The 23,219-nt window shown below is 66.9% G+C and carries 22 protein-coding genes; 20 read left to right on the top strand and 2 right to left on the bottom strand.

Annotated features, from left to right (window positions below):
* The first annotated feature begins 10 nt into the window (after nt 1–10).
* The 20 genes from virB11 (at nt 11) to BMZ45_RS13340 (ending at nt 20,980) form a co-directional block, all read left to right on the top strand.
* On the top strand, nt 11–1,048 hold the full coding sequence (gene virB11, locus BMZ45_RS13435) for a P-type DNA transfer ATPase VirB11 (protein WP_091637043.1): 1,038 nt from the start codon (nt 11–13) through the stop codon (nt 1,046–1,048).
* Between the two features lie 176 nt (nt 1,049–1,224).
* Nucleotides 1,225–2,064, top strand: coding sequence for a lytic transglycosylase domain-containing protein (locus BMZ45_RS13430; RefSeq protein WP_091637042.1), 840 nt, complete (start codon nt 1,225–1,227; stop codon nt 2,062–2,064).
* A gap of 73 nt (nt 2,065–2,137) precedes the next feature.
* A complete protein-coding gene (locus BMZ45_RS13425; RefSeq protein WP_091637041.1) occupies nt 2,138–2,509 on the top strand; it encodes a TrbC/VirB2 family protein in 372 nt (123 codons plus the stop codon).
* Nucleotides 2,502–2,810 carry a type IV secretion system protein VirB3 gene (locus BMZ45_RS13420; RefSeq protein WP_091637040.1) on the top strand — a complete coding sequence of 103 codons (309 nt, stop codon included), beginning with the start codon at nt 2,502–2,504 and terminating at the stop codon, nt 2,808–2,810. Before BMZ45_RS13425 ends, BMZ45_RS13420 begins: the two co-directional genes overlap by 8 nt.
* A gap of 141 nt (nt 2,811–2,951) precedes the next feature.
* On the top strand, nt 2,952–5,411 hold the full coding sequence (locus BMZ45_RS13415) for a VirB4 family type IV secretion/conjugal transfer ATPase (protein WP_091637039.1): 2,460 nt from the start codon (nt 2,952–2,954) through the stop codon (nt 5,409–5,411).
* Nucleotides 5,412–5,484: 73 nt separating this feature from the next.
* Complete coding sequence (locus BMZ45_RS13410) at nt 5,485–6,282, top strand: hypothetical protein (RefSeq protein WP_091637038.1); 798 nt, start codon at nt 5,485–5,487, stop codon at nt 6,280–6,282.
* Nucleotides 6,283–6,425: 143 nt separating this feature from the next.
* Entirely contained in the window at nt 6,426–7,649 is a 1,224-nt protein-coding gene (locus BMZ45_RS13405; RefSeq protein ID WP_091637037.1) for a type IV secretion system protein, read from the top strand.
* 21 nt (nt 7,650–7,670) lie between these two features.
* Nucleotides 7,671–8,186, top strand: coding sequence for a DUF4189 domain-containing protein (locus BMZ45_RS13400; protein WP_091637036.1), 516 nt, complete (start codon nt 7,671–7,673; stop codon nt 8,184–8,186).
* A 310-nt stretch (nt 8,187–8,496) separates the two neighbouring features.
* Entirely contained in the window at nt 8,497–9,111 is a 615-nt protein-coding gene (locus BMZ45_RS13395; protein WP_139215510.1) for a hypothetical protein, read from the top strand.
* 99 nt (nt 9,112–9,210) lie between these two features.
* On the top strand, nt 9,211–10,437 hold the full coding sequence (locus tag BMZ45_RS13390; protein ID WP_091637034.1) for a peptidoglycan-binding domain-containing protein: 1,227 nt from the start codon (nt 9,211–9,213) through the stop codon (nt 10,435–10,437).
* A gap of 2 nt (nt 10,438–10,439) precedes the next feature.
* Nucleotides 10,440–11,219, top strand: coding sequence for a hypothetical protein (locus BMZ45_RS22020; protein ID WP_254776639.1), 780 nt, complete (start codon nt 10,440–10,442; stop codon nt 11,217–11,219).
* An 88-nt stretch (nt 11,220–11,307) separates the two neighbouring features.
* Complete coding sequence (locus BMZ45_RS13380) at nt 11,308–12,594, top strand: XVIPCD domain-containing protein (protein ID WP_091637033.1); 1,287 nt, start codon at nt 11,308–11,310, stop codon at nt 12,592–12,594.
* 148 nt (nt 12,595–12,742) lie between these two features.
* Nucleotides 12,743–13,402, top strand: coding sequence for a hypothetical protein (locus BMZ45_RS13375; protein WP_139215509.1), 660 nt, complete (start codon nt 12,743–12,745; stop codon nt 13,400–13,402).
* Nucleotides 13,403–13,457: 55 nt separating this feature from the next.
* The gene (locus BMZ45_RS13370) at nt 13,458–14,786 is read left to right on the top strand and encodes an XVIPCD domain-containing protein (protein WP_091637031.1); all 1,329 of its coding nucleotides are present in this window, start codon (nt 13,458–13,460) and stop codon (nt 14,784–14,786) included.
* Nucleotides 14,787–15,009: 223 nt separating this feature from the next.
* Nucleotides 15,010–15,507, top strand: coding sequence for an XVIPCD domain-containing protein (locus tag BMZ45_RS13365; protein ID WP_091637030.1), 498 nt, complete (start codon nt 15,010–15,012; stop codon nt 15,505–15,507).
* Between the two features lie 55 nt (nt 15,508–15,562).
* On the top strand, nt 15,563–15,853 hold the full coding sequence (locus BMZ45_RS13360) for a hypothetical protein (RefSeq protein WP_091637029.1): 291 nt from the start codon (nt 15,563–15,565) through the stop codon (nt 15,851–15,853).
* Nucleotides 15,854–15,906: 53 nt separating this feature from the next.
* Entirely contained in the window at nt 15,907–17,571 is a 1,665-nt protein-coding gene (locus tag BMZ45_RS13355; RefSeq protein ID WP_091637259.1) for a type IV secretory system conjugative DNA transfer family protein, read from the top strand.
* Nucleotides 17,572–17,689: 118 nt separating this feature from the next.
* Nucleotides 17,690–18,487, top strand: coding sequence for an amidohydrolase (locus BMZ45_RS13350; protein WP_091637028.1), 798 nt, complete (start codon nt 17,690–17,692; stop codon nt 18,485–18,487).
* A 602-nt stretch (nt 18,488–19,089) separates the two neighbouring features.
* Nucleotides 19,090–19,554, top strand: coding sequence for an aminoacyl-tRNA deacylase (locus BMZ45_RS13345; protein ID WP_091637027.1), 465 nt, complete (start codon nt 19,090–19,092; stop codon nt 19,552–19,554).
* A gap of 205 nt (nt 19,555–19,759) precedes the next feature.
* The gene (locus tag BMZ45_RS13340; protein ID WP_091637026.1) at nt 19,760–20,980 is read left to right on the top strand and encodes a lipase family protein; all 1,221 of its coding nucleotides are present in this window, start codon (nt 19,760–19,762) and stop codon (nt 20,978–20,980) included.
* A gap of 193 nt (nt 20,981–21,173) precedes the next feature.
* Here the strand turns inward: BMZ45_RS13340 and BMZ45_RS13335 are convergent, their stop codons facing one another.
* Both BMZ45_RS13335 and BMZ45_RS13330 read right to left on the bottom strand, forming a co-directional pair.
* A complete protein-coding gene (locus BMZ45_RS13335) occupies nt 21,174–22,325 on the bottom strand; it encodes an NAD(P)/FAD-dependent oxidoreductase (RefSeq protein ID WP_091637025.1) in 1,152 nt (383 codons plus the stop codon).
* Nucleotides 22,326–22,418: 93 nt separating this feature from the next.
* Nucleotides 22,419–23,198, bottom strand: a complete 780-nt coding sequence (locus BMZ45_RS13330; RefSeq protein WP_139215508.1) for a hypothetical protein — start codon at nt 23,196–23,198, stop codon at nt 22,419–22,421.
* Nucleotides 23,199–23,219 lie beyond the last annotated feature (21 nt).

The raw sequence follows: 23,219 nt of genomic DNA, 5'->3' as shown, positions 1-23,219 counted from the left end.
GACGGTCTGAATGGGTATGGACGATTCGCCGATCGCAGCGGTGTCGAGCGGGTTCCTGGATTACCAGTACCAAGTACTGGGCATCCACGAATTCATGAGCTCGCCCGACGTCACCGAAATCTGCATCAACAAGCCGGGCGAGCTGTACCTGGAAACCCGTGAGGGCTGGAAGAAGATCGAGGTGCCGACGCTGACCTTCGATCGGGCGCGTCAGTTCTGCACCGCGGTGGTCAACGAGAGCAACACGGGTCAGCGCATCACCGATGCTGACCCGGTGGTCTCGTTGACCTTCCCGACCGGGCAGCGCGCGCAGTTCGTGATCCCGCCGGCCTGCGACGCCGGCAAGGTCTCGATCACCATCCGCCTGCCGTCCAAGCACAACAAGACCCTGCAGCAGTACCAGGACGACGGCTTCTTCGCCCAGATCCTGGAAAGCACGCACGTGCTGAGCGACCACGACCGCGAACTGCTGGAGTTGCGCGCCTCGCGCAACTACTCCGAGTTCTTCAAGAAGGCCGTCCAGTACAAGAAGAACATCGTCGTCGCTGGCGCCACCGGCAGCGGCAAGACCACCTTCATGAAGTCGCTGGTGGGGCATATCCCCGACGTCGAGCGCCTGGTCACCATCGAGGACGCCCGCGAGCTTTTCATCCAGCAGCCGAACGTAGTGCACTTGCTCTATTCGAAAGGTGGACAAAGCACCAGCAACGTCACTGCAAAGAGTTGCATGGAAGCTTGTCTGCGCATGAAGCCGGACCGGATCATCCTGGCGGAGTTGCGCGGCGACGAATCGTTTTACTTCATCCGAAATTGCGCCTCCGGCCACCCCGGGTCGATCACCAGCTGCCACGCCGGCAGCACGACCCAGACCTGGGACCAGCTGGCGCTGATGGTGAAGGCTTCGGCGGAGGGTTCGGGCCTCGAGTTCGCGGTCATCAAGCGGCTATTGATGATGACCATCGATATCGTGGTCCACATCAAGGCCCACGCCGGGCAGCGCCACATTACGGGTATCGATTTCAACCCGGAACGTGCGCACAGCGAGTAAACGCGAGGTCTGTCTCATTATTGGGGGCGCGACCTTGCCGGGGCAGGGTAGGGGAGCGCTTATTGACATCATTCGTCTGTAGATGAATGATAAGTGTGTCGATCAGGCGCATAACAGGCTGTTTATAGGACGGTTTTGTTAGGTCGACGCCAAGGTCGGCACAGGGGGAAATACGGATGTTGCCCGGTATCGAATTGATGAGCTGCCCCAGTTTGGCGGTTCCGCACGAAGTGATGCACCACGTCGTGCGCGTTGAGTCGTCCTACAATCCGTACGCCATCGGCGTCGTCGGCGGCCGCCTCGTGCGCCAGCCGCGCAGCCTGCCCGAAGCGCTGGCCACCGTGCGCATGCTGGAAGGCAAGGGCTATAACTTCTCCTTGGGCCTGGCCCAGGTCAATCGCTACAACCTGGCGAAATACGGCCTGGATTCCTACGAAAAGGCCTTCGAGGCCTGCCCGAACCTGCAGGCCGGCTCGAAGATCCTGGCCGAGTGCTACGGCCGTTCCAGCGGCGACTGGGGCAAGTCCTTCAGCTGCTACTACTCCGGCAACTTCGTCACCGGCTACCGCCACGGCTACGTGCAGAAGGTCTACGCCTCGATGGGCGCCAAGCCCGCGTCCGCGTCCGACGGCCAGGCCATCGCCGTGATCAGCAAGCCCTCGCGCCGCTCGGTGCCTGTCAGCCGCATGCCGCTGTTCGCCAACACCCGCCAGAGCGGCGCCACGCGCCTGCCGGCGGCCGGCGCGGCGCCGGCCCAGGTCACCAGCCGCGTGACCATGGCCGTGGCCGCCCCGCCGGCCATGTCGATGGCGCCCAATCCCGTTCAGATCCCGGTCGCGTCCGCGAATCCGGCCCCGGCCGCGTTCGCCCCGCAGGCCGCCGCCCCTACGCCGGTCGCGGCGATGGGCGCGGTGGTCGCCGCGCAGGCGCCGCAGCCGGTGAAAGTGCAACCCATGGCGAGTGCCCCCGCGCCCGCCACGGAGCAATCCCAGGGGGATCAGGCATTCGTTTTTTAGCGTGCCGCTTGTAGTTTGAACCGAAGCTAGTTTCACCATTCAAATCGTTGTCAATCGAAAGAGGGATCTATCCATGAACTCCAACGCGCACCTCAAGACCATCTTCACGTCCTTCGTCATGGCGGCCCTGTTCGTCGGCATGCTGCTCGTGCCGGACATCGCGTTCGCTCAGAGCGGCGGCGGCGCCGACGCTACGGGCCGCGTGAAGGGCTTCATCAACAACATCAACGGCCTCCTGAACATCGCCTCCGTCGCCGTCGTCACCATGGCCCTGATCTATTGCGGCTATCAGATCGCGTTCGCCAACAAGCGCATCATGGACATGCTGCCGATCCTGGTCGGCGCGTTCGTGATCGGTGCGGCCGCTCAGATCGCCAAGATGATCATCCCGGAAGACGTCGGTTCGGGCGTGATGCTGACCATCCTCAGCGCGTCCTATGCATAAGAACGTGTTATTCCGCGGCTGCACGCGGCCGGCGATGTTTCTGGGGGTGCCCTACATCCCCTTCGCCATCGGTGCGGGCGCGGTCATCGTGTTGACGATGTACGTCAACATGTTCTGCATCGCGTTGTTGCCGTTCGTCATCTTCGTGATGCGGCAAATGACACGACGCGACGAAATGATCTTCCGCTTGCTCAGCCTGCGTTGGAAGTTCCGCTTCCGCATGCGCAATCTGCAGCACCACTCGGGCATGTGGGTGTTCACCCAGAACACCTACCGCGGCCCGGGCGACAAGCGGAAGTGAAACTCCCCCGGCGCCATCGCGGTCCGACCGCGATGGCGCACGGGTTTGCAGGTCCCGACGGTCGCGTAGCCGCAAGGCGTCACGCCGGCGGCAGGTGATCGATCCACAGCCCGTCCGACTACAGAGCAGACCCAGTACGCCATGCTGACTCCCGATACGCCCATCAGCGATTTCATCCCGCTGTCCACGCATGTTTCCCCGACCGTCATCAAGACCACGGGCGGCGATTACATGCTCGTGTGGAGCCTGGGCGGACTGCCCTTCGTCGGTCGCGAGGAATGGGAGATCGAGCACCGCCACAACACCTTCAACCGCATGCTGCAGACCCTGCGCGCGCCGGACTTCACCAACGTCGCGTTCTGGGTCCACGACGTGCGCCGCAAGCGCCGCGTCCAGGGCGGCGCCAAGTTCGACCAGCAGTTCAATCAGGACATGTCCGACGCGTACTTCACCACGCTGTCGGGCGCCAAGCTGATGCAGAACGAGCTGTACATGACGATGATGTACCGGCCGATCGTGTCGGGTAAGCGCTTCGTCGAGAAGTCCACCAGCGCCGCCCAGTTGCAGGAACAGCAGGATCAGGCCGTGGCCAAGATCCTCGAGCTGGCCAGCAACGTCGAGGCCGTGCTCAAGGACTACGCCCCTTACCGCCTGGGCATGTACGAGGCCAAGAACGGCATCGTGTTCTCCGAGGCGCTGGAATTCTTCGGTTACCTGCTCAACCGCATCGACGAACCGGTGCCGGTGCTGCCGGCGCCGATCCCGAGCTATCTGCCGGTCAGCCGGCTGATGTTCTCGGCCAAGACCGGCGATTTCGTCGTCAATACTCCGACCGGCATCAACCACTTCGGTGCGATGCTCAACGTCAAGGAGTACACCGACGGTACCTATCCCGGCATCCTCAACGGCATGAAGTACCTGGACTTCGAGTACGTGATCACGCACTCGTTCAGTCCAATGGGCCGCCAGGACGCGCTCAAGGTGCTCGACCGCACCAAGGGCATGATGATCTCGTCGGGCGACAAGGCGGTCAGCCAGATCGTCGAGCTCGACATGGCGATGGACCAGCTGGCGTCGGGCAACTTCGTGCTCGGCGAGTACCACTTCACCATCTGCCTGTACGCCGAAAGCCAGGAAAAGCTGGCCAACAACATCGCGATGGCGCGCGCCGAGCTGTCCAACGCCGGCTTCGTGTCGGCCAAGGAAGACCTGGCCGTGACCGCGTCGTTCTACGCCCAGTTCCCGGGCAACTGGCAGTACCGCACGCGTCTGGCCAACGTCAGCTCGCTGAACTTCCTCGGCCTGTCGCCGCTGCACAACTTCGCGACCGGCAAGAAGGAGAACAACCCCTGGGGCGAGTGCGTCACCACGCTGCAGACCACCAACGGCCAGCCGTACTACTTCAATTTCCACGCCACTCACCCGGCCGAGAATTCGCTGGGCGAGAAGGCGATCGCCAACACCATGGTGATCGGCAAGTCCGGTACCGGTAAGACCGCGCTGATCAACTTCCTGTTGAGTCAGGTGCAGAAGCTCAAACCGACGCCGACGATCTTCTTCTTCGACAAGGACCGCGGCGCCGAGATCTTCGTGCGCGCCTGCGGCGGCAACTATCTGGCGTTGGAGAACGGTCAGCCGACCGGCTTCAACCCGCTGCAGTGCGAGCGTAACGAGGCCAATACCCAGTTCCTGGCCGATCTGATCAAGGTGCTGTGCGGCAAGAGCCAGTACTCGGCGCGCGAGGACGAGGACATCTTCCGCGCGGTCGAGAACATGCTCGACACGCCCAAGCACCTGCGCAGCATGACCAACCTGCAGAAGAGCCTGCCCAACATGGGCGACGACGGCCTGTTCGCGCGCATGCGCAAGTGGACCGCGGGCAACTCGCTGGGCTGGGTGTTCGACAACCCGGTCGATACGATCAACCTCGAGAAGGCCAACATCATCGGTTTCGACTACACCGATGTGATCGACAACCCCGAAGTGCGCGTGCCGGTGATCAATTACCTGCTGCACCGCCTGGAGGAGCTGATCGACGGCCGTCCGCTGATCTACGTGATGGACGAGTTCTGGAAGATCCTGGACGGCTCCGGCGGCCTCAAGGAATTCGCCAAGAACAAGCAGAAGACCATCCGTAAGCAGAACGGCCTGGGCATCTTCGCCACCCAGAGCCCGGAAGACGCGCTGGCCAGCGACATCTCGGCCTCGCTGATCGAGCAGACCGCCACCCTGATCCTGCTGCCGAACCCGAACGCCAGCCGCGAGGACTACATGGAAGGCCTCAAGCTGACCGACTCGGAATACCAGGTGGTCAAGAGCCTGGACGAGCGTTCGCGCTGCTTCCTGGTCAAGCAGGGCCATGCGGCCACGGTCTGCCAGCTCAACCTGCGCGGCCTGGACGACTCGCTGGCGGTGATCTCGGCCTCCACCGACAACATCGAAATCATGCACAACGTGCTTCAGACCGAAGCTGGTCGCGCCGGAATCACGGTCGACGAACTGCGTCCGGAGCAATGGCTCGCCTCGTTCTACGCCAATCGCAAGGGCTCGGGCAAAGGCAAGGCGACCAGCACCGACCGACCGCAACAGGCCACGGCCTGACATCCCCCACACGGATTCACGCAGCACGCGAACGACGACGTACCGCTACCTGCCATCGAAGAGGAACTTCACCATGATCATCAAGCGCAACAACCAGGCCAACGGCCGCAAGTCCAAGAAGCTGGCGCTCGCCAGCGTCCTCCTTGCCTGCTCGCTGGCCGCCGGCAACGGCAGCGCCATGGGGCCGGTGGTCGAGGTCGGTCCCAACCTGATCCAGAGCATCCTGAATCAGATCAACACCTACTCGCAGCGCTTCGCCGACACCGCGGCCTACGCGAACGACGCCAAGAGCTGGCTCGATCAGCTCAACCACATGAAGCAGCAGCTCATCAACATCCAGAGCATGCTGAGCACCGTCGCGATGCCCAACGGCACGACCTGGACCAAGGTCAACGCCAATACCTACCTGGTCCAGGAGTCCTGCGACCGCGGCGGCGGCGGCTTCAGCGTCAGCGGCCTGCTGAGCATGATCGGCCTGGATCCGGCCGGCGACTGGGTGGCCAAGCAGAAGGAAATCTGCGTCAACATCCGTCGCGCGCGCAACGAGAAGTACAACTACACGGTCGACTTCGTGCAGACCGTGGCGCCGCAGATGCAGAACATGCTCAAGTCGGTCAACAGCCGGCGCAACTCCAGCAACACCCAGGGCAACGTGGCCGCGGTGGACAGCTCGTCCAACGAAATCTCGAACGACCTGGCGCTGAAGTTCCAGATCTGGCAGGGCCAGATGCAGACCTACGACGTCTACATCGCGACCATGGAAGAGAACCAGCGCACGCTGGCCTACAAGGCGATGAAGGGTCAGCAGACCATCCTGGGCTCGCTGGTCAAGACCGGCGCGCTGGCGACGGCGCTGAAGGTCGGCAACTGAGTTAGGGGAACGGCTGGAGCGGCCGGGCCCCTGGCGGCCCGCTGCTTCGTCAGTCGGTACTGAGTCTGCGCCGATGGGTTCGGTGCGGTGGGTGAACAGGGGCAGGGCGGCTGCAATGACCCGACAGGCAGATAGGCGCGCAGATGAGCAGGGGAATCGAAATCGTGGGTGATTGGCTGAAGGGCAGCATCGGCAACTGGCTGGATTGGCTCAATCCGCAGGTACAGTCGGTGGGGGATTTCGTGTTCTTCCGCCTGATCCTTGCCTATCTGCGCGAGGAGATCCAGAAGTTCGGCGTGGGCATGATGACCAACGCCATGACGTGGGTGGGCGCCATCGCCCTCACCGCGATGACGTTGTGGATCCTGGTGCAGGGCTACCGCATCGTCACCGGCATCTCGCGCGAACCGATGATGGCCTTGGTGAGCAACTCGTTGCGCGCCGCCTTCATCATCGGCGTGGCGACGTCGATGGCCGCGTTCGGCACCAACATGCATACGTTCTTCACGGAGGACCTGAACAAGGAAATCCACTGGATCGTCACCGGCAAGGACACCAAGATCGAGGACCAGATCGACAAGAGCCTGGCCTGGATGCAGGTGGCCTTGACGAGTATCGACATGATCGACGTGGTCCGGGATCCGACCCTGGACGACGACAAGAACCGCGCCATGTGGTTCGTCGGCATGGGCACGGGCGGGCCCGCGATCGTCAGCGGCACCATGTTGCTGTTGTACGAGATCGCGATGGCGATGTTCGTAGGCTTCGGGCCGATATTCATATTGTGTTTGCTATTCGATCAGACCAAACAGCTATTCACCAAATGGCTTTACTACGGCATAGGAACGCTATTCTCGATGGCGGTCTTAAGCGCGATGGTGTCGATCGCCTTGGAAATGGTTACACGTGTCTCGGCGGCGTTCTGGACAACCGCCTTGGCGGGCAAGTTGATGGGCACCGACTTCAGCGACGGTATGACCAGCCAGGCCATGCAGCAGGGCGGCATGGGCCTGATCCTCACCATCCTGATCGTCAGCGCGCCGCCGATGGCCGCGATGTTCTTCCAGGGTCTGCTCGGCACGCCCAGCGCCTACAACAGCATGGGCGGCGCCGGTTCGGCCGCACCGGGCGCCGGCATGCCGCCGGGCTACGCCGGCAGCTCGGGCTACCGTCCGACCACGCCGACCTACGGCGGCGGTGGCGGCGGTCAGCCGGGCTACGTGCCGCCCGGCGCGCAAGGCGGGCAGAGCGGCAGCGCGCCGAACCCGTCGCTGCAACAGGGCGCGGCGACCGGGCGACCGGGTTCATCTCCTACTCATACCGACACCATTAAACCTACTCCGAACGTCACCCCAGGCACGCGCTAATTCATAGGGAGGTGGTTAAGGATGAAAGCTTGGTGTTATGTGCTGCTGATCGGGCTCGCGAGTTCCGGAGCGGTGCGCGCGGAACAGGGTTGTCCCGCCGGTCTGGCCCCCATCGGCCAGGCGCCGGGACCCATCTGCGTGCCGCAGCCGGGTTACGGCCTGGGCGCTCCTAGCTCGAGCCAGCCGTCGCAACCGCAGCCGCGCGGTCCGCAATGGCAGTCGCGCTTCGGCGCGATGTCGATCGATTACACCCGCGGCAAGCTCGGCACCGCCGCGAACATGGCCAACACCCGCAAGGCGGAGAAGGCCGCGATCGCGCAGTGCCGCGCCAACGGCGGCGACGACAGCAGTTGTAAGAAGAATCTGCTCTCCTGGGGCAACGGTTGCGGCGTGGTCGCCTGGGGCGCCAGCTTCGCGGCCATGCGCAGCGGCGCTTCGGTGGACGCGGCGGCCAGCGAGGCGCTGCAGGTCTGCGGCCAGAACACCGGCGACTGCCAGATCTACTACTCGGGTTGCAGCTACCCGGTGCAGTACTGAGCGGCTCTTGCGGTTTTGCGGTATTGAAGCAAGCATAGCGTCAACCCCGGCGGCGACGGATTCGCGGCCGGATGCGGTAAAGTAGTCGTAGGCGGCGCCTTGGCGGACCTCGGTCCCCATCGCCCGCAGCGCTAGATCAAGGGGCGCGATCGCACAGCTGTGACTAGGATGTCGCAGCGATCCTGCAATCGATGCTCCGAGGAGTTACACCGTCGGCATCCGCCGACGGACAACGTGCCCCCAGGCCTCGCGCGGCTCAGGGCACCAGGAGACGCTGCGTCGGAATTTTCGACGTGGCGTAGAGGTTTGCATGAAGCTACAACTCGTTCCCTATGCGCTGCTGCTATGCATGCTCAGCGCCTGCGATTCGGCGTCACACGCGCCGGCCGCACCCAAGGGCGACCCCGTTAGCGCAGCCACCGCCGCTGCGCCTGGCGCCTCCGACACGGTCGCTCCGCCTGCCCCAACCCCGCCCGTTACCGACAGCGCCGCACCGGCCGCTACGGTCCTGCCCGATCCCTCGCTGCCCGAATCGGCCTGCAAGCCCGAAGGCTTCCGCGAGTTCTTCGAGGCTTACGTCGACTCCGCTTCCGTGCGCAACGCCTATACCTGGGCCGACGTGCGGATCGGACGGTATGCCGCGCCCCAGCAAGACGCCCGCAGCGTCGCCAAGGCCGGCTACCGCGACTTCAGGATCGGCGCCGTCGATTACCAGTGGGTGTACCTGGACCCGGCCATCAAGGAGCCGGGCGACTATCCGCGACTCGATATCGACATCAAGCCCAAGGACAAGACCGCGCAGGTCGAGTACGTGAAGGCCGAATTCGATGCCGACGACAACCTGGTGCGAACGGTCGGCGACCGTGGCGCCTATGTCTTCGAGTTGCGCGACAAGTGCTGGTACCTGACGCAGGACCTGCGCTGATCCAGCGCGGGTTTTCTTCTTTGTTCCGAGAAAATACGGAGGTGTCTCGTGGGCGGTAAGTACACGATCGTTGAGAGCGGCCCGAAGGGCCGTGAAGCTGTGCATTCGTACGAAGACCTGGAAATCCATCACCCCAGCAAGAAGGGCAAGGAGCCGGGGCGTCACTATCAGGTGGTGGACGGCCACAATCAGGAAGTGCTGTCCTCGGGCGGCAAGGTCACCCATTCCAAGGAAGGGCACGTGTTCGTGTCCAAGGACTTCATCCTGCTCAACGACAAGGGCAGCAAGGAAGGCCTGCGCACGCCGGCTCCGGCCGAGGGCTACATCAAGATCGAGAAGAACAGCGGTCTGGTGAAGATCTACGACAAGCTGCCCGACGGCGAGATGATCGCCCAGGTCCGCCACATGGACCTGCGCGGCTCCGGCCTGAAGGACGGCGACCACATCAAGTACGGTCAGCCGATGGGCATCCAGTCGGGCATGGGCGGCGGCAAGCTCGACGCCTATCCGACCCACACCCATATCGACTTCAACGCCAATCATCTCGACAAGCTCAAGCAGTACATCCGCGATATCGACAGCGGCGTCATCACCGCCGATCGCTATCCGGCCAAGGGCCAGGTCACGCCGGCGCCGGTTACCGCGCCGGTGACCTCGCACGAACGTCCCGCCGCCGAGCCGGTCAAGCATGCGCCGCCGCGCGCGTCGGCCGACGGCGTGCTGCGTTCGGGCGAGCAGGGCGCCGAGATCCGCGCGCTGCAGGAATCCTTGAACAAGCTGGGCTACCACGACGGCAAGGGCCACGCCTTGAAGCCCGACGCCGACTTCGGCGCCAGCACCAAGCAGGCGCTGCAGGCGTTCCAGCGCGCGCACGGCCTGACCGACGACGGCATCGCCGGTCCCAAGACCCTGGGCGCCCTGAAGAAGGCCGAGCAGACCCCGCTGCTGTCCAATCCCGCGCATCCCGACCACGCGATGTTCAAGCAGGCGGTGGGCGGCCTGGAGAAGCTGGGCCCGCAGGCCGGCTTCAAGAGCCACGCCGAACTCGAACGCGCCGCGGCCACGCTGACCTTCGAAGCCAAGGTCGGCGGCCTCAACCGCATCGACCACGTCGCGCTGAGCACCAACGGCACCGGCTTGTTCGCGGTGCAGGGCGGGCTGACCGATCCGGGTCACCATCGCGCGCACGTGGACAAGGCGCAGGCCGGCGCGCAGCCGCTGGAGCAGTCGACGTTCCAGATGCAGCAGGACGCGCAACAGCGCCAGAAGCTGGAGCAGGCGCCCGCGGTCGCGCAGCAGCAGCGCGAAGCGCGGGTCATGGCCTGAGGATGCAAACGCCGATCGACGCGGAGCGTCGGTCGGCGCTCGGCCGGTCGCGGATCGGGTTATCGCCGCAGCCGGCAAAGCCGAATGGAGTGTCAAGCGAGAACATGCGCAAGTCGTTGACCTTGTTAGTGCTGATGACGTCGCTGGCGGCATGCCGGGCGGCGTCGCCCGGCGACGCGGAACCGCAGGCGACTGCGTCCGCGCCGGCCGCGCAGACGCAGCCAAACCCGCAACAGGAAGTGCCCGTGAACAATCTGTCCGTGACGCCGCAGCAAGACGACCTGAGCCGATTCATCCCCGCCGGCAGCAAGCAACTGGCGGTGCAACGCGCCGACCTCGACGGCGACGGCCGCGAGGACGCGGTGCTGGTGATCGATCCGCCGGCCCAGCCCGACGCCAAGTTGGGCGAGGGCGCGCCGCGCACCGTGGTGGTGCTGATCCGCGACGCCGCCGGCAAGCTGCAGGCGGTCAAGCGCAGCGAGCGGCTGGTGCCGTGCGCCAAGTGCGGCGGTATCGCCGGCGATCCGTTCGGCTACGTGCGCGCCTATGCGGGCGGATTCACGGTGCTGATCGAGGGCGGTTCGCGCGAACGCTGGTCGGACGAGTTCGGCTTCGCCTATTCGGCCGAGCAGCAGGATTGGCTGTTGGAGAAAGCGGTGCGCAGCGTGGTCGACACCGACACCGGCGAGGACAAGCGTTTGGATCTGCAGCGCAAGGATTTCGGCGCGATCCGGCTCGAGGAATTCGACCGGGACAAGCTGCCGTCCGTGGAAGGGACCTGAGTACGCAGCATCGGCGCCGGCACGGACCAGGACGGTTCGCGCAGGGCTTGGGTTTGAGCGATATGGCTAAGTCAACCAGGAGCTACACATGACGACGGATAGGGAAACGCAACTGCTGCAGGCCGCGACGGCATCGGGGATTTCCTCGCGTCGCGAACTGGCGAATTTCATGGCCCAGGTCGGCCACGAATCGCACGGCCTGACCAAGCTCGAAGAGGGCTTCCGCTACACCAAGGGCATCTCTCAGATCCCGGTGAAATCGGCGATGCGCGAAGGCGCGCAGGCGCTGGAATCGGCGCGCCTGGAGGCCCTGCGCGGCCGTCCGGAAGCGCTGGCCGAACTGATGTACGGCGGCCGCATGGGCAACGACGAGCCCGGCGACGGCTACAAATACCGCGGTCGCGGCTACATGCAGCTGACCGGCAAGGACAACTACCGCTCCGCCGGCGACGCGCTGGGCCTGGACCTGGTCCACCATCCGGACCTGGCGGCCAAGCCCGAGAACGCGGCGCGCATCGCGACCTGGTACTGGCAGCACAACGTGCCGCAGAACGCGCGCGAGGACGTGACCAAGGCGACCCGCGCGGTCAACGGCGGCACCAACGGCCTGGCCGATCGCGAAGCGCGCAACGAGCGCTGGCTGCAGACCCTGACCCCGGAGCTGATGGAACAGCTCGCCGCCGGCCGCATCGGCCGCGTGGTCGAACCCAACGCGCCGGCCACCGCGCCCGCGCGCCCCGCACCGAATGCGGCCGCCGACGGCGTGCTGAAGTCGGGCGAAAAGGGTCCCGCGATCGAGACCCTGCAAAAATCCCTGCATGCGCTGGGCTACACCGACGGCAAGGACCGCGCGCTCAATCCCGACGGCCATTTCGGCGCCAGCACCAAGGAAGCCCTGCAGGCGTTCCAGCGCGCGCACGGTCTCAAGGACGACGGTGTCGCCGGTCCCAAGACCCTGGACGCGCTGAAGAAGGCCGAGCAGACCCCGCTGCTGTCCAACCCGGCGCACCCGGACCACGCCATGTTCAAGCAGGCCGTGGGCGGGCTGGAGAAGCTGGGCCCGCAGGCCGGCTTCAAGAACCACGCCGAACTCGAACGCGCCGCGGCCACGCTGACCTTCGAAGCCAAGGTCGGCGGCCTGGAGCGCATCGACCACGTCGCGCTGAGCACCAACGGCACCGGTCTGTTCGCGGTGCAGGGCAACCTCAACGACCCCGGCCACCACCGCGCGCACGTCAACAAGCAGCAGGCCGGCGAGCAGCCGCTGGAACAGTCCACGTTCCAACTGCAGCAGGACACCCAGCAGCGCCAGAAGCTCGAAGCCCAGGCCAATCCGAACCAGACCCAGCCGCCGCCGACGCGCGCGATGGGGTGAGCGACCCCGCCGCCGCGCTACGGCGCGGCGCAGGTACGGCTGCGTCCGCTAGGGGGCGACGCGGCCGTCGGCCCGATCCGGTGCGTCCCGTAGCAGGGCGCACCGGATCGAGTCGGTCGAATCGGACACTTTCGAATCAGGACCTCTCATGAAATCTGCAAATCTGTTGTGCGTCGCGTTGCTGACCGCCTTGGCGGGCTGCAACGCGGCGACCGCGCCGGCCGATGCCGGCGCGGTCGCCACCGAAGCGGCACCGCCGGCGCCGATGGCCGCGGCTGAGCCCGCGGTGCCCGCCGAAGTCGCGCCCGCCGCCGTGCCCGGCGCGGCCGCCAACGGCGACGCACGCGCGCTGTGCGCGGCCGACGAGGACATCGTGCTGTCGTGCAAGCTGGCCGGCGGCCAGTTGGCCTCGCTGTGCGCGTCCAAGGGCGTGAGCGATCAGGCCGGCTACGTCTACTTCGCCCAGGGCGCGGCGGGCCATCCCGACTACGTGTTCCCGGCCGACAAGGGCGTGCACGGCAAGCGCTTCAAGCGCACCCAGCTCGGATACGCCGGCAACACCGGCGGTTACGCCTACTCGTTCGAGGACGGCGGCCGCAAGCGCATCTTCTACGCGATCTCCGGCGAGAGCGGCCTGGAGGAACGCGGCCTGTTGATCGCCAACGGCGACGCCGCCAAGGCCGAGAGCCTGGCCGCCTGCGAGCCCGGCAGCGTCGTCGACGACATCGACGACCGCTTGTTCAAGTTCACCCGCGGTTGGGACCGCGACGCTGCGATCGATCGCGGCGGACTTCCGGCCAAGCCCTGACCCGCACGGCCGTAGCCACCACCACGAATAGCGATCGCAACAAGGAGCCACTTTCATGTCTACACCGAGCAACCGCGACTACCTGCTGCAGCGCGCCTACGAGGCCGGCATCCACAACCCGCGCGAACTGGCCGCCTTCATGGGCCAGATGCAGGTCGAATCCCGGTCCTTCGCCAGCATGCACGAGAACCTGGGCTACAGCGCCGAGCGCCTGCACGAGGTGTTCCCCGACCGCAACGGCATGAACACCCTGGCCGAGGCGCGCGATGTCGTGCGCGGCGGGCGCGAGCAGATCGCCGAGACCATCTACGGCGGCCGCTGGGGCCGCGACAACCTGGGCAACACCGAGCCGGGCGACGGCTGGCGTTTCCACGGCCGCGGCTACGTGCAGCTGACCGGCCGCGACAACTACGAACGCGCCGGCCGCGAGATCGGCCTGGATCTGGCCAATCATCCGGACCTGGCCGCCGACCGCGGCAACGCCGCCAGCATCGCCGTGCACTACTGGCAGAGCCGCGTCGTGCCGCACGGCCATCAGTTCGACGTGCGCGCCGCCACCCGCGACATCAACGGCGGCTCCAACCACCTGCCGGAGCGCCGCGCGGCGGTGGCCGAGTGGGAGCGCATGCTGACCCCGGAAGTGATGCAGGGCCTGGCGCGCGGCGAAGTGCTGCTGCCCGCGCAGGGTCGCGGCGGCCGCGATCCGATGGCCGATGGCGTGCTCAAGCTCAACGAGCGCGGCCAGGCGGTCGAGGACATGCAGGAAGCGCTCAAGCGCCTGGGCTATCGCGACGCCCAGGGCAACGAACTCAACCCCGACGGCCATTTCGGCCGCCGCAGCCAGGAAGCGCTGAAAGCGTTCCAGCGCGATCAGGGCCTGACCGACGACGGCATCGCCGGCCGCGATACCTTGAACGCGCTGCGCAATGCGCAGACCCAACTGCCGGCGAACGAGCGCGGCCGCGATCAGCCGGCCCCGCCGATCAGCGCCGACCCGGCGCGTACCGGCTCGCTGCTGGATCCGGCCAATCGCGACAACGCGGTCTATCGCCAGGCCGTCGCCGGGCTGGAGCGCCTGGGCCCGAACGGCGGCTTCCGCAGCCGCGAGGACATGGAGCGCGCCGCCGCCACCCTGACCTACGAAGCGCGGGTCAGCGGACTGAACCGCATCGACCACGTCGTGCCCAATACCACCGGCACCGGCCTGTTCGCGGTCCAGGGCGGCCTCAACGACCCCGCCCACCACCGCGCCTTCGCCGATCGCGGCCAGGCGGTGGGGCAGAGCGTGGAGCAGACCAGCCAGCGCCTGCAGCAGGACGTGCCGCAGACGCCGGTGCAGGCACTGCCGCAGCCCCAGCAGGAGCGCCAGCAGGCGCGCATGTGATCGCAGCGGGCGCGCACCGTCTCGGCGGCGCGCGGCCCTGCACCTACCTGCGGGCGCGCGTGTGGCGCGTCCGCGACCGGACCTCAGCCGTGCAGCCCCCCCGGGACACGGTTGTGGCGGCGAGTCGGATGCGGGACCGTTCTGCGGTTCCGCATCCGCCTAGCCTTGAAGCACCCTCGCGATTGCGCGAGCATACGGGCCAGGCTGCAGCAGCGGAGGCGCCATGAACGGACTCCCCCAGGGACAGGAACGCAAGGTCGACAGCGACGCGTCGGTGAAGACCTTGGACGACCTGCGACAGGCCGAACAACGCGCGCTGCTGAGCAGTCCCAGCCATCCCAACCACGACCTGTTCAAGCAGGTGCGGGTGTGCCTGGATCGCCAGGACACCTTGACCTCGCGTTCCCCCGAACAGAACGACAACCTCGCGGCCGCACTCGCGGTCGAGGCCCGGCGCAACGAAATGCGCGTCAACCACGTCGTCCTGAGCAAGGACGGCGAGCGCGCATTCGCGGTCGAGGGCGACCTCAACTCGCCGGGGCGCCGGGTCACCTACGTCGAAACCGCCCAGGCCGCCGCGCAACCGATCGAGCGCAGCGGCGAGCAGTTGGCGCAGCTGTCGCGCGAGCAGGAACAGCGCGACCGCCGTCAGCAGCAGGAGAAACAGGCCGAGCCGCAGCGCGAAGCACCGCTGCTGGGGCTGGGCCCGCGTTCCCTGTGAGGGCGGCGCAGACGCGGCCGGTCCGCGAGGTTGCACAGGCATTGGAGGCCAGATTGTGAGCGAATACCAACATCACGTACTGACGCGCGGCCACTATCACATCGTCGCGCTGACCCGCGACGAGGAATTCGAGAACGACGAGATCTATGCTTACGCGGTGATGTCGTCTTCCGGGGTCAAACTGCGCCAGGAGCTCACGCTCAGCGACGCCAGGAACTGGATAGACGATAGGATCGAGCAGGACCGGGGCAGCCCCAGCAGCCCCGAGCCCAGGCGCGAACGCGATCCGGTAGAAGCGACCCGCACGCGATCCACGTTGACCCGGCCCGGCCGGAAGCGGCGATGATGGCAGGGCGGGTCTTGGGGAACTTCATTAGGGAATAACACGTGAAAGGGAAGCTGATCTTCGCCCTCGGCCTGGGCCTCGTCGCCTTGGCCGCCGGCCTGTACCTGTCGGGCTATTTGACGCTGCTGTGGCTGAAACTGGACACCGGCCTGCTCAAGTGGAACACCTACATCGATTACGTGCGGGTGCTCGATCTGCCGCAGTACGCGCGCTACGGGGGCAAGATCAAGGCCTCGGGCTACATCGGTTTCGGCCTGCCGGGGCTGGCTTACCTGGCCATGACGGTGCTGATCCTCAAGCCCAAGGCGCGCTCCATGCACGGCGACGCGCGCTTCGCCAACGGCATGGACCTGCAGGCCAAGGGCATGTTCAAGGCCTCGCCCAACGGCATCGTGGTCGGCAAGTACAACGGCAAGCTGGTGCGCCTGGGCGGTCAGCAGTTCGTGATCCTGGCCGCGCCGACGCGCTCGGGCAAGGGCGTGGGCATCGTCATCCCGAACCTGCTCGAGTACCAGGAATCGATGGTGGTGCTGGACATCAAGCAGGAGAACTTCGACCTGACCAGCGGCTGGCGCGCCCAGCAGGGCCAGGAGATCTTCCTGTTCAATCCCTTCGCCGAAGACCGTCGCACCCACCGCTGGAACCCGCTCACCTATGTCTCCAACGACCCGGCGTTCCGGGTCTCGGACCTGATGAGCATCGCGGCGATGCTGTACCCGGACGGCTCCGACGACCAGAAGTTCTGGGTCAGCCAGGCCCGCAACGCCTTCATGGCGTTTTCGCTGTATCTGTTCGAGGCCTTCGAGGAAGAGAACAAGATCGGCTTCCCGTTCGCCAGCCCGCCCACCATCGGCGCGATCTACCGGCTGTCCTCGGGTGACGGCAAGAGCGAGCTCAAGCCCTATCTGCAGGGCCTGTCGCAGCGCCCGTTCCTGAGCGACAACGCGCGCTCGGCGTTCGCCAACATGTTGTCGCAGGCCGACGAGACCTTCGCCTCCATCCTGGGCACGTTCAAGGAACCGCTGAACCCCTGGATCAACCCGGTGCTGGACGCGGCCACCAGCGCCGACGATTTCCTGCTCACCGACCTGCGCAAGAAGCGGATGACCATCTACGTCGGCATCCAGCCCAACAAGCTGGCCGAAAGCCGCCTGATCGTGAATCTGTTCTTCAGCCAGATCATCAACCTCAACACCCGCGAACTCCCGCAGAACAACAAGGCGCTCAAGCATCAGTGCCTGTTGCTGATGGACGAGTTCACCTCGATCGGCAAGGTCGACATCATCGCCTCGGCGGTGTCGTACATGGCCGGCTACAACATCCGCCTGCTGCCCATCATCCAGAGCATGTCGCAGCTGGACGCGACCTACGGCAAGGACATTTCGCGCACCATCATCACCAACCACGCGCTGCAGATCATCTATGCGCCGCGCGAGCAGCAGGACGCCAACGACTACTCCGACATGCTGGGCTACACCACGGTGCGCAAGCAGAACGTGACCCGCGGCCGCGAGTTCTCGCGCAGCGAATCGGAAGAGCGGCGCGCGCTGATGCTGCCGCAGGAGCTCAAGGCCATGGGCTTCGACACCGAGGTGTTCCTGTACGAAGGCATCCCGCACCCGGTGAAGTGCGACAAGATCAAGTACTACCAGGACAAGCACTTCACCTCGCGCCTGCTGCCCAAGGTGGAAGTGCCGACCCTGACCATCCGGGTCTGATCGCACCGGCACGCCGCCGTCGCCGCGCAGCGGCGCGGCGGCTGCACGATCGCGGCCGCGGCGATACGATGTGCGTTATCGGCCGCCCCCGCGGCCCCCAGCGACCGAAGCTTCCCCCATGCAGAATCTGCGCATCTCCCTGGTCCAAGGCGCCACCCGTTGGCACGATCCGGCCGGCAACCGCGACTATTACGGCCATCTGATCGCCGGACTGCGCGGCACCACCGACCTGGTGCTGCTGCCGGAAACCTTCACCAGCGGCTTCAGCAACGAGGCCATCGGCAACGCCGAGACCATGGACGGGCCGACCGTGGCCTGGATCCGCGAACAGGCGGCCAAGCTGGGCGCGGCGGTCACGGGCAGCGTCCAGCTGCGCACCGAGGAGGGCGTGTTCAACCGCCTGCTGTTCGCCACGCCCGACGGCGCCCTGCAGACCTACGACAAGCGCCACCTGTTCCGCTACGCCAACGAGCACGAGCGTTATGCCGCCGGCCGCGACCGCCTCACGGTGGAGTGGAAGGGCTGGCGGATCTGCCCGCAGGTCTGCTACGACCTGCGTTTCCCGGTGTACTCGCGCAACCGCTACGACGTCGAGCGCCCCGGCGCGCTCGACTACGACCTGCTGCTGTACGTGGCCAACTGGCCGTCGGCGCGCGCCTATCCCTGGAAGACCCTGCTGCGCGCGCGCGCGATCGAGAACCTGTGCTACGTCGCCGGCCTCAACCGCGTCGGCGACGACGGCAACGGCCTGCATTATTCCGGCGACAGCGCGGTGATCGATTTCCTCGGCCACCCGGTCAGCGAATGCACCGACGAAGAAGTGGTGTCGACCACGACCCTGCAGGCCGAAGAACTGGCCGCGCACCGCGCGCGCTTCCCGGCGATGCTGGACGGTGACGCGTTCGAGCTGAAGTGAGGGCAGGGCGGCCGCCTCGCCCCAAGCGATAACGCCCGCTCCGATTCAGAAGCGGCCACGCCACCTCCCTGTAGGAGCGGCGCAAGCCGCGATTTCGCAACGCCCAGCGCCCGCGCAAGAGCCGCTGCTGCCGTAGCCACGGTGGTCACGATTTACCTCCCGATCGGACGGATCACGGTCGCGGCTCGCGCCGCTCCTACATAAGGCATCCCGCATACCTCCCTGTAGGAGCGGCGCAAACCGCGACCCGCAACGTCGGAGGCCTGCGCGGGTTTCGTTGCGGGCGCGATTACGGCTGCCCGATTCATGTCGCGAACGGGCCGATCCCGGTCGCGGCTTACGCCGCTCCTACCCCAAAGCGAAGGTCGCGGCTTTCTGTGGGAGCGGCGTGAGCCGCGATCGGTGCGGCGACGCGCTCCGAGCGCCCGACTATCCCGTGCGCCCATTCATCGCCACCTCACATCGCGCCCACACCCAGCGCCGATGCCGGGACTAAACTGGCCGGGCCGCGCTCCGCGCGGCGACCGCACCCACGGATGCCGGCGCCCAGCGTCCGGCCGGCCCGGACCGCGGCGCCGGCTCCCACACCGGAGGAGCCCGCCATGGCATCGCAACGCCTGCACGACTACCTGCATTCGCATCAGGTGGCCTACGACACCCTCGCACATCCCTACGCGATGACCGCGCACGCCGCAGCGGTCAGCGCCGATATCGACGATCACGAGATGGCCAAGACGGTGATGGTCAAGCTCGACGGTCGCCTGGCGATGGCTGTGGTGCCCGCCGACGAATGGCTGCGCCTCACCCGTCTGCGCGAGGCCAGCGGCGCCCAGTACGTGACCCTGGCCAGCGAAGCCGAGTTCAAGGAGCGTTTCCCCGAATGCGAGGTCGGCGCAATGCCGCCGTTCGGTAACCTCTACGGCCTGGAGGTCTATGCCGCCGACAGCCTGGCGGGCGAGGGGCGCATCGCGTTCAACGCCGGCACCCACCGCGAGCTGATGCGCATAGCCTGGTCGGACTTCGAGCACCTGGTGCACCCGCGTGTGGCCGTGCTCACGCGTCATTGAAGGCGCATCGCGGCCTGGCAGCGCATCGGGCGCTGGAGCCATCCGCGACCGGGCTTGAGCGACGGCATCGGGGCGACCCCTGCGCGCAGCGCAACGCGACAGACGCCGATGCGCCCGCGTGACCGATGGCACTGTGCGCGCGGGCGGGCTATGCCCAAACGTAGCCCGCCATCCCGCGGCGTCCGTCGGGAGCGGGGATCGCGCCATGCCGCTCGACAAGCTCATGCTCGGCTTCATCGCCGCCGCCGCGATCGCGCTGAGCGGTTGCGGCGCGCTGCGATCCTCGACCGCGCACCAGACCGACGGCCGCGATCGCGCGCATCGCCGCGGCGAGCTGATCCAGTTGGAAGCGCTGGGACCGCTCGATCGCGCCCACCTGCAGCGGATCGCGTCCGAGTTCCCCGGCCAGATCCCGGTCGCCGGCGGCGCCGAGCTTTACCGCATCGTCTACTGGACTCGACACCGTGGCGCCCCGATCCGGGCGTCGGGCTTGTACGCCGTGCCCGAACGCCGCGAGGCCTCGAAAGGGACCGTGGTTTACCTGCACGGCACCCAGATCACGCGTGCTTCGTCGCCTTCGCAGCCGGCGCGCGTCGACGGCAACGAGGAGACCGCGGTGTTCGCCGGCAATGGCTACGAGGTGGTCCTGCCGGACTACATCGGCCTGGGCGTGTCCACCGAACCGCAGGCCTATCTGATCGCTGCGGCCCAGGCCGACGCCACCCTCGATCTGCTGCGCGCCGCGCGCTCGGCGTCGATCGGCTTGGGACGCCGCGCCGCGCCGTCCTTGTTCCTGATGGGGTTCTCGCAGGGCGGGCAGAGCGCGGCGGCCGTGCATCGCGCCCTGGAGCGCGAGCCGCTGGCGGGCTATCGGTTGCGCGGTTCGATCGGCATCGCCGGCCCCTATGATCTGCGTGCGCTGGTCGTGAACAAGCTGGCGCCCGCCCACGCCGACGCGCCCAACAACGCGGGCTACTTCGCCTTCATCGCCAACGCCTATTCGGGCTACTACGGACATGCGCTGGACGAAACCCTGACGCCCGAGTACGCGGCCGCCGTGCCCGCGCTGTTCGACGGCAGCAAGACCCCGGAGCAGCTCGCGCCGGTGCTGCCCGCCGATGCCCGCAGTCTGTTCCGGCCCGAATTCCTGCGGGCGCTGCAAGCCGACCAGGACAACTGGCTCACGCGCGCGCTGGAACAGAACCGCACGGATAACTGGGCGCCGGTCGCACCGTTCCGCATCTACTACGGCGACGACGACAGCGATGTGCTGCCGCAGTCGGCGCAGGCCTTTTATGCGTACGCGAAGGCGCATGGCGGCAACGTGTCGTTGCACGCCTTGGGCGCGGTCGATCATTGGAACAGCGCCGCGTTGACCTACGCGCCGGCCTTGGCCTGGTTCGACGCGCTGAGCGCCGCGCAGTAGCACGTCGCAGGGGACGGTGTTGACCGCGCCGTCGCGAGAGCGGGAGGGCGCGATGCTGCGGTCCGCGTTCGCTAACCGCCCCCTGCGTTTGTGGTGACTATCGATCGCCTTGCGTAAATGCCGCGAAGCAACCCCTCAAACGGGGCGGACGCGAGGGCGGGGAGCGCCCAATCGAGTCGCAGCGAGGCCCGCCTCAATCCACCCGCCGCAGCACCTGCGCCTGGCTGTCGCCGCGCTTGTGGAAATAGACCTGCTCGGCGGCCCAGCGCAGCGGCGCGGAGTGCAGCAGCAGATCGAAAGGCCAGTCGAACTGGAAGCGGTCGAAGGCCCAGCGCAGGGCGCGCTTGGTGCGGAAGCGCGGCGCGCTGTCGATCGCGACCCGTTCCGGCGCGGGGCCGCCGCTGCGCACCTGCGCGGCCAGGGCCTGGCCCAGGGTCCAGCCGTGCGCCCAGGCCGAGTGGATGCCGCCGGCGGTCACCGGCGACACGATGCCGGCCGCATCGCCGGTCAGCAGGGCGCCGTCGCGCGCGAGCGGGAACACCGGGCCGCTGCACGGAATCAGCCCGGCGCGCGTCGAATCGGGGCGCTCGCTGGGCAGGCCGACCAGCGCGCCGACGCGGGCCAGGAAACCGTCGATGTCCGGCACGCGCGCGCGCTCGGGATCGTGGCGCAGGGCCAGGCCGGCCTGCACGCCGGTGGGGTTCTGCGCGACCCAGCCGATGTAGCCCGGCGCGTAGCGCTTGCTGACGAAGCAGTGCAGGGCGTCGGGCTCGGGCAGTTGCGCGCCGGCGAATTCGTACTCGATGCCGTACAGGAATTCGCGCACCCGCCCCAGGCCGGTGCGCTCGGCCACGCGCGACTTGGCGCCGTCGGCGCCGACCAGGCTGCGCGTGCGGCATTGGATCGGCAGCAGACCCTGCGACCTGCCTTCGACGCGCCAACCGTCGCCGTCGCGCTGCGCCTGGGTGAACGAAGCGCCCAGGCGCAGATCGACGCCGTTGCGGCGCAGTTCGTCGGCCAGCCAGCGCATCAGTCGCGGCGTGTCGGTGGTGAGGAAGTAGTAGCCGGGCGCGTTCAGGGCCAGGCTTTGCAGGCGCGGCGAGTACAGGCGCACGCGTTCGACGCGGTGCAGGCAGTCGCTGGGCGCGCGGCTCAGCCAGGTCTGTTCGGCGGCTTCCTTGACCACGATGCCGGTGGTGCGCAGGCGCTCGCCGGGATCGGTCTTGCGTTCCAGCACGGTGACGCGCAGGCCTGCGCGTGCGGCCGCCAGCGCGCAGGCCGCGCCGGCGAAGCTGGCGCCGACCACCAGCACATCGCAATCGTAGGAGGAGTCGTGCAGGGCCATGGCATGCGTCCGTATCGAAGGGCGCAGCCACTGTCGCGCCAGGCGATGAAGCCTGGATGGGGCGAATGTGAAGTCGGGCGCGGAGACGCGTCGCTAAGGCGCTTCGGCGCCGCTTGCGAGCCGCTGCCGACGCAAAGCCTGTAGGCCCAGATCGGCGCGCGCGAATTCCAGCAGCTCCGGCGAAGGCGGTCGCGCGCGATCGCGCATCACCATTTCGCCGAGGTTGCGCAGGATCTGCACCGGCGTCATCAGCAGGCCGAACGGAAAGCCCCACCAGCCCAGGGTCGCCGAGTAGCCCGCGTCCAGCAGGTTGGCGCGGATACCGCAGGCGCGGCAGCGGACCTTGCTGGTCGTGCCCCAGCGGGTGATGAACAGCGCCGACCAGACGTGATAGGACCGACGCACCTCGATCGGCGAGCCCTGGCGTTGGCAATGCGGGCAGGGGCCGTGTTGCAGCGTTTGCGCATGGCGATGGACGGCGTCGTCGTCGTAGTCCGCAGCGGCTTCCATGATCCGCATGTGCTCGCGACATGCGGGGCCGCAGAAGGTCTGCCCGCCGTCGTGCACGGTGGCCACGCCGCAGGATTTGCCGCAGCGGTCGCAATCGTTGGTGACGCCGGTGCGGCGGTAGCGGTCCTTCTTCGCCTGTAGCACCAGGGCCGGCAATTCGTGCGCCGATACGCCGCGTTCGCGCAGCACGGTTTGCAAGGCGGCGCGCGCCTCGTCGGTAAGTTGCGACGTCGCCAGGCGATCGAGCAATTCGTAGTCTTCGAGCGCGCGGAAGCGCTCGACGAAATCGGCGTGCGTGTACATCCCGGTCCCCCTGCGACCGAATCCCCGCGCAGAGTATGCAGGCTGCGCGAGCGCGCGCAAAAGAAAAGGCGCCGAGGCGCC

It is taken from the genome of Lysobacter sp. cf310, from assembly GCF_900114355.1.
In the GTDB taxonomy this organism is placed as follows: Bacteria; Pseudomonadota; Gammaproteobacteria; order Xanthomonadales; family Xanthomonadaceae; genus Lysobacter.
Note: the sequence above shows the minus strand (reverse complement) of the source record. Positions and strands in the feature narration are given on the sequence as shown.

What these genes read in the sequence shown, in the direction of transcription:
- BMZ45_RS13425 (WP_091637041.1), top strand. Translation starts at nt 2,138, where the DNA reads ATGAACTCCAACGCGCACCTCAAGACCATCTTCACGTCCTTCGTCATG.
- virB11 (WP_091637043.1), top strand. Translation starts at nt 11, where the DNA reads ATGGGTATGGACGATTCGCCGATCGCAGCGGTGTCGAGCGGGTTCCTG.
- BMZ45_RS13410 (WP_091637038.1), top strand. Translation starts at nt 5,485, where the DNA reads ATGATCATCAAGCGCAACAACCAGGCCAACGGCCGCAAGTCCAAGAAG.
- BMZ45_RS22020 (WP_254776639.1), top strand. Translation starts at nt 10,440, where the DNA reads ATGCAAACGCCGATCGACGCGGAGCGTCGGTCGGCGCTCGGCCGGTCG.
- BMZ45_RS13340 (WP_091637026.1), top strand. Translation starts at nt 19,760, where the DNA reads ATGCCGCTCGACAAGCTCATGCTCGGCTTCATCGCCGCCGCCGCGATC.
- BMZ45_RS13430 (WP_091637042.1), top strand. Translation starts at nt 1,225, where the DNA reads ATGTTGCCCGGTATCGAATTGATGAGCTGCCCCAGTTTGGCGGTTCCG.
- BMZ45_RS13415 (WP_091637039.1), top strand. Translation starts at nt 2,952, where the DNA reads ATGCTGACTCCCGATACGCCCATCAGCGATTTCATCCCGCTGTCCACG.
- BMZ45_RS13375 (WP_139215509.1), top strand. Translation starts at nt 12,743, where the DNA reads ATGAAATCTGCAAATCTGTTGTGCGTCGCGTTGCTGACCGCCTTGGCG.
- BMZ45_RS13335 (WP_091637025.1), bottom strand. Translation starts at nt 22,325, where the DNA reads ATGGCCCTGCACGACTCCTCCTACGATTGCGATGTGCTGGTGGTCGGC.
- BMZ45_RS13395 (WP_139215510.1), top strand. Translation starts at nt 8,497, where the DNA reads ATGAAGCTACAACTCGTTCCCTATGCGCTGCTGCTATGCATGCTCAGC.
- BMZ45_RS13420 (WP_091637040.1), top strand. Translation starts at nt 2,502, where the DNA reads ATGCATAAGAACGTGTTATTCCGCGGCTGCACGCGGCCGGCGATGTTT.
- BMZ45_RS13370 (WP_091637031.1), top strand. Translation starts at nt 13,458, where the DNA reads ATGTCTACACCGAGCAACCGCGACTACCTGCTGCAGCGCGCCTACGAG.
- BMZ45_RS13365 (WP_091637030.1), top strand. Translation starts at nt 15,010, where the DNA reads ATGAACGGACTCCCCCAGGGACAGGAACGCAAGGTCGACAGCGACGCG.
- BMZ45_RS13380 (WP_091637033.1), top strand. Translation starts at nt 11,308, where the DNA reads ATGACGACGGATAGGGAAACGCAACTGCTGCAGGCCGCGACGGCATCG.
- BMZ45_RS13350 (WP_091637028.1), top strand. Translation starts at nt 17,690, where the DNA reads ATGCAGAATCTGCGCATCTCCCTGGTCCAAGGCGCCACCCGTTGGCAC.
- BMZ45_RS13345 (WP_091637027.1), top strand. Translation starts at nt 19,090, where the DNA reads ATGGCATCGCAACGCCTGCACGACTACCTGCATTCGCATCAGGTGGCC.
- BMZ45_RS13400 (WP_091637036.1), top strand. Translation starts at nt 7,671, where the DNA reads ATGAAAGCTTGGTGTTATGTGCTGCTGATCGGGCTCGCGAGTTCCGGA.
- BMZ45_RS13405 (WP_091637037.1), top strand. Translation starts at nt 6,426, where the DNA reads ATGAGCAGGGGAATCGAAATCGTGGGTGATTGGCTGAAGGGCAGCATC.